A 9,544-nucleotide genomic window follows, 5' to 3' on the forward strand; every position below is an offset into this window, starting at 1 on the left:
TACAACAATAATTTAGGATGATATTAAATTGGCCTTGTTGATTCTGGTGTAATGATATTGTTATGCGATGCATTTTTGACAATACTTTCATCAGTTATGATACAACGGTCTATTTTTATTTCATTTTTGACTTGAATTCTGTTCCAGAGGATACTATCGGAGATATTGCTACCTTTACCGATAACGGTATTATTTCCCAATATAACTCGTGGGCCTATTACAGTGTTTGCTTGTATTTGCACATTTTCACCGATATAAACAGGCCCGCGTAATATTACTGATTTGCTTATTTTTGTATTAGGCTGGCTGTAAATTGATTGCTGGCGGAAATTCATATTTGGTAAAAATAATTTTCCAATAAAGCCGTCTTGATTGGCTTGCACGTATTTTTCCAGTGTGCCGATGTCAAGCCAATAATTACAGCCCTTGTAAACTGCTATCTTTTGTCCTTCTGCCAAGAGCTTGGGGAAGATTTCTTTTTCAATTGATACGTTTTTCCCGGCAGGAATTTCTTGCAATACTTTAGCATTAAAAATATATACACCAGCATTTATGAAATGCGAAGTGATGTTATCAGCTGATGGTTTTTCGCAAAAGGACGTGGCATAACCGTGTTTATCAAAGTTAATTACACCATATGAGGATGGATTGTCAACGCGAGTTACTGCTATTGTCACAGCGGCCTTTTGTTTATTATGATAATTTAACATTTCATAATAATTTATGTTGCTTAAAATATCAGAATTAAATATAAAAAAAGTATCTTTTAGATATCGTTCACAGTTTTTTATAGCACCACCTGTCCCTAATGGAGAATCTTCTTCTACATACTTTAGATTAAGGCCAAAGGCAGAGCCGTTGCCAAAATAGTTCTTTATATATGCTGACTTATAACATACACTAAGAATGATGTCTTTTATGCCATACAATTTCAAAATGTTCATGTTATGTTCTAGTAAAGGACACCCCATAATGGGGACCATTGGTTTAGGAATTCCATAAGTCAATGGATAAAGCCTAGTGCCTTTACCGCCAGCTAAAAATAGTGCCTGCATATTTATTACCTCCTTATTATATGGATATAAATTCACCGAATCCTTATCTTAAATAACGTTCTTCTGGCACAGGGCAGGTTTCGATATAAGCGAGGATATCGTCAAGTGATGCTGTTGCTAAAGCAATGCAAGTATCAGCTGCCCCGTAATACATTTTTATTTTATTGTTGTCAGGGTTTAGAACCCAACCGCAAGGAAATACTACATCACGGACATCGCCTTCTTTTTCATAGTATTCTTGCGGACCAAATACCCATTCATCACTTCGATGAAGGACTTTAAGCGGATTGTCCAGATCAAGCAGTGCAAAACCCAAGCGGTAAAGTGAACCGGAAGCAGTTTCCCGCACACCATGGTATAAGACTAGCCAACCCTTTGGTGTTTCCAAAGGTTGTGTGCTTATTCCTACTTTACTGCCGTCCCACCAACTACCACCACGTGAATTGATGAGAACCTTATGGTCCCCCCAGTATTTTAGGTTTTCTGAGCATGATACCCATATGTTGGCACCGTGTGCAGATGGTCTATGTATTAATACCCAGCGTTTGCCGAAACGGCGGGGGAACAAGGTAGCATCCTTATCTTCGGGAGGAATGATTGGTCCCATCCTTTCAAAATTTACGAAATCATCAGTAAAAGCAAGGCTTACTGCTGGGCCACATTCAGAATAGGCAGTATAGGTTATAGCATATTTTTTTAATTCATTTATGTAAGTTATGCGTGGATCTTCAATTCCCCATGCTTCCTCTGGATTAGCCGGATTAGGAGAAAGTGTGGGGCTTTTGTCAATTATCCAGTTGCTGATACCGTCATCGCTGATTGCTTTTGTTAAATGTGAAAAACCACGCCGGTCTTCTACGCGGGCAAGCAGTAAAACTTTACCGTTGAACATTGTAGCTGCTGGATTTAGGACAACGTTGACAGGATATGGCCAATCCTTAGCCATTAATATTGGATTATAAGGGTATCGATGAAAAATTTCCTTAAAGGTATTGTCTCCTGATTTTAAACGCGTTTCAAAGTGATTCAATATTTTTCCCTCCTGGTTCATTAACAGGGCACATCATGTTATAGGTTGAAGTGTCGTTAAAAAAATTAAATTATTTATTAGCTGTTAACACTTAAAAGGATAAATAATTGGAATTGTGTAAACAGATAACCATTTATTTAAAACTTAAAAGTATTAAGGGTAAAAAAATAATTGCCGGCGTCATGTTCAGATATCGGCAATTAGAATAAGGCAGCGTTATATAAGCAATGTTTTTGTTTCAGGCAGTGGGCGATGAAATATAAAGATGGGAAAAAGTTGTGTATGTAAACGTGCATATAAGCACCAATAAATAATATCAATGATAATCATCTACTGCTGCCGTAAGTAACCTTATCAAATAACAACCACCAGTATCTGTAAAAATAGAGTATAGTGATAAAACAACTTATAAATATAGTTTATGCTTATTATTTGCAATTGTCAACTTACATGTATGCACAAGTTGAATGTTGGATCTATCGTGCGAAAAAATCATTTTAAAAACATGTGTTAAATTATGATCGTATGTATATGTAAATTTTTCCATCTGGCAGAATAATTTGTCTTTTATAAATGAATCTTTTGGGGATTTATTAGTTGAGATATAATACTGTATTTGCTATCGACTTCTAGAAAAAATTACTATAAAATATTAGATAGTAACAAATAAAATGATTGGAATTATGTGGTGATGGCTTTAAGTCATGTCTGCTAAAATGATGAATGCCATTGGAGTAAAAGGAGTGTTTAGGATGATAATATACGCACATCGAGGTGCCCGTGGCTATGCCCCGGAAAATACTATGGCTGCTTTTAAAAAGGCACTTGCTTTAAAAGCTGATGGTATTGAACTGGACGTACATACTACGAAGGATGGACAATTGGTTGTTTGCCATGACCACAATATAGATCGTACCAGTAATGGCAGCGGCTGGATTCGTGATTTTACCCTTAGTGAGTTAAAAGCATTTGATTTTGGAAAGTGGTTTGATGAAAAATATAGAGGAGAACAAATTCTTTCGTTTGAAGAGTTCTTTTTGTGGTATGTAAAAACACCGCTGTTATTGAATATTGAAATAAAAAATGGGCCGGTAGTTTATCAGGGAATAGAAAAAGAGCTTGTCACGACGATAAAAAGTCTGGCACCAGCTGGTTTTAATATTTATGACCGCATTTTAATCTCTTCGTTTTATCATCCATCCTTATATAAGATCAAAGAACTAGATAGTAAATTTAAGACTGGAGTGCTATACGATTCAAGACCAATGAATGTTTTGGAACAAGTAAAAGCAATTAACGCCGACTACCTTCATCCCCATTGGCACTATCTCGACCGTGAAACAATCGAGGCTGCCCAGGAACTTGGTATCGGCGTTAATTGTTATACTATAAATACTGAGGAAGAATTTAAATTTATAAGCGAGTTTCCGCTTACCGGCATATTTAGTGATTATCCTGACCGTTGGTTAAGGCGCAATATATAATCTGGCAATGGTTTTTTCCGTTGCTTTGTCGAATATATGGATTGGTGCTTCGTCCGGCAGTACTGTGACAGAATCTCCCTGAAGGGGCGGTTCTGTTGCTGCCGGTATTTTTGCGACCAACTGTTCGTGTCCAACCGTCAAATGGACTATTACTTCTGAACCTATATTTTCTATTACTGTTACAGTTCCTTTAATTATAGAAGACTGATTTTTGCTGCTGAGTTTTAAGTTTTCAGGCCGTATGCCCAAATAGACATCACCTGATGACTGACATTCACCGCGCAGTTTAAGCCTGCAATTTTCCCCTTGGAAGATTATAAAATCAGCTTCTTTTTTTATGCTTCCACTTAAAAACTGCATTGGCGGCATACCAATAAAACCAGCGACAAAACGATTTGTTGGCTTCCTGTATAATTCCATAGGAGTGCCTATTTGTTGGATAATACCATCCTTCATTAAAACAATGCGCGTGCCCATGGTCATTGCTTCTATTTGGTCATGGGTAACATAGACGATGGTGGCATTTAGCCTGTTGTGCAGCTGGATTAATTCTGTCCTAGTTTGTACACGTAGTTTGGCATCCAGATTACTGAGCGGCTCATCCATTAAAAAAACTTTTGGCTTGCGTACGATTGCCCGTCCTAATGCTACGCGCTGCTGTTGCCCACCTGATAATTGGCGCGGGTACCTGTCCAAAAGCTTTTGCAGGTCAAGCATGGCAGCAGTTTTATTAACGGTAGTTTGTATAGTTTTTTTATCGACTTTTCTTAATTTTAGGGCATAGGCCATATTTTCGTATACGGTCATATGCGGATATAATGCATAATTTTGAAATACCATGGCTATATCACGGTCTTTGGGTTCTACATGTGTGATCTCTTTTCCATCTATAAAAATTTGCCCGCTGGAAGGCATTTCTAAACCTGATAACATCCGCAATGTTGTAGTTTTACCGCAGCCGGAAGGACCTACAAGAACTAGGAACTCTCCGTCTGCGATAGTAAGGTCAAAGGGGGCAACAGCAGTGTGGTCGGCATATACTTTGCTGATTTGTTTAAATTCTATGGTTGACATCGATTGCTATCCCTTCTATTTGACTGATGCGTTATAGCGGGAAATTGCTTCATTTACAGTGTCAGACGCTTTTTGCAATGCATCTTCAGAGGAAGCTTGTCCGTCTAAAACATGTTCTATAGCACTTTCAATTTCTTGGCGGGCTTGGGTAAAGACACCGAGCAAGCCACCCTGAGTGCTGCGGTTTACAGGAGTATTGTGCAGCTGGTCAATGGCAATTTTAAATTGGGGATACTGTGCTTCATATTTTTTCAAGTCTTCATCATCATAGGCTGCTGTTGTGACAGGGAAATAGCCCGTCTTGATATGCCAGAAAGCCTGTTGTTTAGCTGCGGTCATATATTTTATAAATTCCCATGTCGCCTTTTCTTCAGCATCACTGTGGCCAGCCATCATCCATAAGGAAGCACCACCAATAATTACACCACCGTTACTGGCTCCGGCAGGATGTGGCATAAAGCCTGTACCTACTTCAAATTTTCCGTTTACACCATCCATTATGTCGCCTAATACACCAGTGGAATCAATGGTCATTGCTGTCTGGCCGGAAACAAAAGCTTTCATGGTATCAGCTGTTTTGCGGCCCATGTTTACAGCACTACCGTCTTTTACCATACCTGACCACCAATCAAGAACTCGCTTACCTTCGGGAGAATTAAATGCTGCACTTGTAGCCATAGCATCACGACCGTTACCGTTGTCGGCGTAAAGGGAATTTTGTTCTGCTAGAAATTGTTCGAAAAACCAGCCGTAAATGGCAAGTGCCATACCTGGTCTTGTGACTTTACCAGAGGCATCTTTTTCAGTGAGTTTTTGTGCGTCAGCTGCCACTTCTTCAAAGGTTTTTGGTGGATTTTCTGGATCAAGGCCAGCTTCCTTAAACATGGTTTTATTATAATAAAGTATCGGTGTAGATGTGTTGAACGGCATGGAATATAATTGATTGTCAACAGTGTAATAAGCCAAAATATTTTTTTCATAGCTGGACATATCAAAGTTTTCTTTGTCAATCCATTTTTGTACAGGAACCACAGCTTTACTGTCAATCATGAAACGTGTTCCTATATCGTAAACCTGCATTACGTTTGGAGTAGATTTTGACGGTATAGCTTGTTTCAATTTATTGATAGCCGAATCATAATCTCCTTGGAATACAGCTTCGACCTTAATATCTGGGTGTGTACTATTGAACTGGTCCACGAGTGTCTTGGTAGCTTCGCCTACTTTACCGCCTACCGCATACCAAAATACTATTTTTGTCGGTTCTTTACCATTACCGGCAGCTTCTTGTTTTGTGCCGCAGCCAGCGACAGATAAGAGGATTATCAACATAAAAATCAGGGTAAAAACTTTACCTAAAATAAAATGTTTTTTCATATTATGTACCTTCCTTAATTAACCTTTTGTCGAACCTGCTGTCAAACCCTTAACTAATTGTTTTTGTCCCAATATCAGTAATAAAATGGTCGGCAGAGAAACAATTACGATACCGGCCATTGTAGTATTCCATGATATTCCCTGATCCCATTGCAGCATAGCCAGGCCAATTTGGACTGTGCGCATATTATCGGAGCTTGTTATCAGTAAAGGCCACATGTACTGGTTGTATGTAGTGAGAAAAGCGTACACGGCTAAAGTCGCTAATGCCGGTTTAGATAATGGCAAGACCATTGTCAAAAAGAAACGCAGCCGTCCACAACCATCCATTCTGGCGGCTTCATATATTTCCTTGGGTAATGTCTGAAAGTATTGTCTTAATAAAAAAGTACCGAATGCAGAGGCCATAAAGGGAATGGATAAACCTTGGTAGCTGTTTAACCAGTCCAGGCTGCGCACGGTAAAATAATTGGGAATAATAATACTTTCAGCAGGAATCATCATGGTAGACAAAAAGAGAATAAATAAGATTTTTTTGCAGGGAAATTTTAGAAAAGCAAACGCGTATGCAGCCAAACTGCATGTTATAATCTGTCCTGCGGTGACTAAAAGGGATACTACAAAACTGTTGACGATGAAAGAAAGAAGAGGAGCTGTTGCCAATGCTTTGGAGTAACTGTCAGTTGCTAGATGCGCGGGAAGCAGTACAGGTGGAAAAGCTAGTGTTTCTTCTGCTGATTCAAAGCTGACTACAAGTGCATATAAAAATGGTGCCAGTATGATGACTGCAAGCACTATTAAAAGCAGATAATGTAAATATTTTTTCATTTATAGAACACCCTTTTTTCCAAAAAACGGAATTCCAGCAATGTGAGTAATAAAATCATAAAAAAGAGAATAATTGATTCTGCGCTGGCATAACTAAAATTGGTGTTGAAGAATGCTTCCCGGTAAATTGAATAAACGATAACGTTTGTGGCATCGACAGGACCACCTTGCGTTAGAATATTGATTTCACCAAAAGTTTGCAGCGAGTTAATAACCGATACAATAAATACAAAAAATAATGTTGGTGATAACAAGGGCAGCGTTATATCTATAAATTGCCGCCATGAAACAGCTCCGTCAATGCGTGCACTTTCGTAAATCTGTTCAGGAATTGTCTGCAATCCACTGAGTAGCACGATAGTGTTAAAACCGACGCTCCGCCATATATTAATAATCGCTATGGAAATAAGTGCCCATTTAGGATCTGACAGCCAAAAAACTGCTTGCAGGTGAAATAATTGTAAAAAATAATTACAAATACCTGAGCTGGGGTTGAACATCATCATAAAAATCATGGAAGCGCCTGCCACTGCTATTGACAGCGGAAAGGCAAAAATCGTTCTGAAGATTGCAATGCCTTTTAATTGACGGTTTACTGTACATGCTAAAAATAAGGCAAGCAATATGCCGGGTATTACTGTGTACAATGTAAACAATAATGTCACCAATAGACTCTGAAAAAACTGTGGTGAAGAAAACATGTCTACATAATGTTGAAAACCAGCGAAAGTGCTTGCCTGTCCCATTAAATCGGTATTATATAAGCTTAATTTTATTGAAGCGAATAATGGATAGAATGTAAAAACAGCAAACAATAGCAATGAGGGCAATAAAAAAAGCAGTGCCTGCTTAGAATCACCAAAGGCATTTTTAGTTTGTGCGATCAATAATTTGTCACCTCGACGTTTCTGTGTGGATTTTATTGGACTAATTTGAAAATACCACATTATACTGCTGGAGGTGTTATTTTAGTGTTAAAAAATCATTAAATTTTGGGGTCGGTGATGCAGATTTTGTTTATATATAAGTCTACTAAGTAAAATATATGATACATAAGAAAATTTAAATAAATTAAAGAATGATTGTAGATTAATATAGGCAATGTCCATAAAATTACCATGTTACGTAAGAATTAATATATTATTAATTTTACTGACATTAGAAATCATCTTAAAATGTCGTGGTATAGTGAAGTTGTAACACCTCTGTCTAATAGATTACAATAAATCTATAAAAGAAAGAGAGAGAAAAATGACACATTACGAAGAAGAATTCAAGAAAAAAGTCGTTCGCCTGCATTTAGAAGAGGGAAGGACGTTAAAAAGTTTAGCCGATGAATATGGTGCATCAAAAGCAGCTATTTCTAAATGGATAAGAACCTATCGCGAAGAATGCCAAATAAACCCAAACAATAAAAATGAATATGACTATATGAAAGAAAACCTCAAACTCAGAAAACAGCTAGAAGAAACAGAAAAGGAAAATCGCTTCTTAAAAAAAGCCGCGGCATTCTTTGCGAAGGAAATCGAGTAAGAGTTTATCGATTTATTCAACATTATCATTTTGAATTTGGGCTTAGATGGCTGCTGAGAAAATTTAAGCTAAGTCCAAATGCCTACTACAATTTCAAGAAAGATAAAAAAAGTAAATATCGCCGTAAGAAAAGTGCTATTAAGGATAAAATTGTCCAACTATATCATGATACGGAGGGTGTAATCGGACACCGCATGATGCGTGTATTTTTAGAACACGAAGCTATAAAATTAAGTAAGACAACAATCCATAAATATATGAATAAAGAATTAGGTTTAAAATCGGTCGTAAGACGTAAAAGGCCGGGATATGTAAGAGGACATGCCCATAAAATTTTTCCAAATCTACTCAACCAAGATTTTACTGCTAACAATAAGAATACCAAATGGTGTACTGATTTTACCTACCTGTTTTTGACAGATGGCAGCAAGTACTATAATTGCTCCATAATAGATCTTTATGATCGCAGTGTTGTCGCAAGTATTAACGGGAAAGAAATAACCAGTGACCTTGCCATTCGTACCGTAAAAAAAGCAATTGCTTCCCAACCGACTATAAAAAATAAATTACTACTCCATAGTGATCAAGGGTCGCAATTTACTTCGAAAGAATTTGTTGAGTTCTGCAAGTCGATGAAGATTACACAAAGTATGAGTAAAGCTGGTTATCCCTATGATAATGCCCCGATGGAAAGATATTATAATACATTAAAAAATGAAAAATTAAATTTACACTATTATCATTCAGAGAAAGAATTGGATCAAGCCGTTAGTGACTTTGCTTATGTTTGGTATAACCACAGGATACCCCATTCCTATAACCATAACATGACTCCATTTGAAGCGAGATTTAAGAGTGAAAGTAGTCTAAAGTGTTACAAAAATGCTTGACCATTACAAAACAATTGGAATATTTTAAAAAGTAGAGAGGGTCTACTATCAATTCCTTTAAAAATTCTTTTGAAATATGAGAGAAATTTTTTGTAAAAAAAAGAAACTGTGTACATTTTTATGTGCGACAGTTCCTTTTTCAAGAATCAGATATTATGAATGTAAGTATAGATAAAATGTAAGCGATCAATCAAATAGTGTATAGCAATAATGCCGCTAATCCTGTATTGTAGTTACAAGGGTTAGCGGCATTTCATATATGTTTGCACATTA

General features: G+C 37.2%; 8 protein-coding genes. 2 read left to right on the forward strand and 6 right to left on the reverse strand.

Translation table 11 applies throughout. The features are described 5' to 3' along the window. Positions 1 to 23: 23 nt before the first annotated feature. Positions 24 to 1,055, reverse strand: a complete 1,032-nt coding sequence (locus EDC37_RS02125; RefSeq protein ID WP_132547432.1) for a nucleotidyltransferase family protein — start codon at positions 1,053 to 1,055, stop codon at positions 24 to 26. Between the two features lie 43 nt (positions 1,056 to 1,098). Then, positions 1,099 to 2,085, reverse strand: a complete 987-nt coding sequence (locus tag EDC37_RS02130) for a glycoside hydrolase family 130 protein (protein WP_231040146.1) — start codon at positions 2,083 to 2,085, stop codon at positions 1,099 to 1,101. A 752-nt stretch (positions 2,086 to 2,837) separates the two neighbouring features. Between EDC37_RS02130 and EDC37_RS02135 the strand changes: the two genes are divergently transcribed. Continuing rightward, complete coding sequence (locus EDC37_RS02135) at positions 2,838 to 3,569, forward strand: glycerophosphodiester phosphodiesterase (protein WP_132547436.1); 732 nt, start codon at positions 2,838 to 2,840, stop codon at positions 3,567 to 3,569. On the opposite strand, the gene EDC37_RS02140 is transcribed toward EDC37_RS02135, so the two are convergent. Genes EDC37_RS02140 through EDC37_RS02155 form a run of 4 tightly spaced genes read right to left on the reverse strand, consistent with a single transcriptional unit; the run spans position 3,552 to position 7,735 of the window. Continuing rightward, positions 3,552 to 4,643, reverse strand: a complete 1,092-nt coding sequence (locus EDC37_RS02140) for an ABC transporter ATP-binding protein (protein ID WP_132547438.1) — start codon at positions 4,641 to 4,643, stop codon at positions 3,552 to 3,554. The genes EDC37_RS02135 and EDC37_RS02140 overlap by 18 nt on opposite strands. A 15-nt stretch (positions 4,644 to 4,658) precedes the next feature. Continuing rightward, positions 4,659 to 6,020, reverse strand: coding sequence for an ABC transporter substrate-binding protein (locus tag EDC37_RS02145; RefSeq protein ID WP_132547440.1), 1,362 nt, complete (start codon positions 6,018 to 6,020; stop codon positions 4,659 to 4,661). An 18-nt stretch (positions 6,021 to 6,038) separates the two neighbouring features. Next, entirely contained in the window at positions 6,039 to 6,848 is an 810-nt protein-coding gene (locus EDC37_RS02150) for a carbohydrate ABC transporter permease (protein WP_132547442.1), read from the reverse strand. Further along, positions 6,845 to 7,735, reverse strand: a complete 891-nt coding sequence (locus EDC37_RS02155) for a carbohydrate ABC transporter permease (protein ID WP_231040145.1) — start codon at positions 7,733 to 7,735, stop codon at positions 6,845 to 6,847. Before EDC37_RS02155 ends, EDC37_RS02150 begins: the two co-directional genes overlap by 4 nt. A 364-nt stretch (positions 7,736 to 8,099) precedes the next feature. On the opposite strand from EDC37_RS02155, the gene EDC37_RS02160 reads away from it, so the two are divergent. Next, positions 8,100 to 9,271 (forward strand): IS3 family transposase gene (locus tag EDC37_RS02160; protein WP_132547446.1). Its coding sequence is split into 2 segments (ribosomal slippage): positions 8,100 to 8,352 and positions 8,352 to 9,271, totalling 1,173 coding nucleotides; the frame shifts between segments, so codons are not numbered across the junction. Positions 9,272 to 9,544: the final 273 nt, after the last annotated feature.

This window comes from Pectinatus cerevisiiphilus, from assembly GCF_004341685.1.
Classification (GTDB): domain Bacteria; phylum Bacillota; class Negativicutes; order Selenomonadales; family Selenomonadaceae; genus Pectinatus; species Pectinatus cerevisiiphilus.

Excerpts from the sequence above, each read along its gene's own strand:
- EDC37_RS02125 (WP_132547432.1), bottom strand. The coding sequence starts at position 1,055 with ATGCAGGCACTATTTTTAGCTGGCGGTAAAGGCACTAGGCTTTATCCA.
- EDC37_RS02135 (WP_132547436.1), top strand. The coding sequence starts at position 2,838 with ATGATAATATACGCACATCGAGGTGCCCGTGGCTATGCCCCGGAAAAT.
- EDC37_RS02140 (WP_132547438.1), bottom strand. The coding sequence starts at position 4,643 with ATGTCAACCATAGAATTTAAACAAATCAGCAAAGTATATGCCGACCAC.
- EDC37_RS02145 (WP_132547440.1), bottom strand. The coding sequence starts at position 6,020 with ATGAAAAAACATTTTATTTTAGGTAAAGTTTTTACCCTGATTTTTATG.
- EDC37_RS02150 (WP_132547442.1), bottom strand. The coding sequence starts at position 6,848 with ATGAAAAAATATTTACATTATCTGCTTTTAATAGTGCTTGCAGTCATC.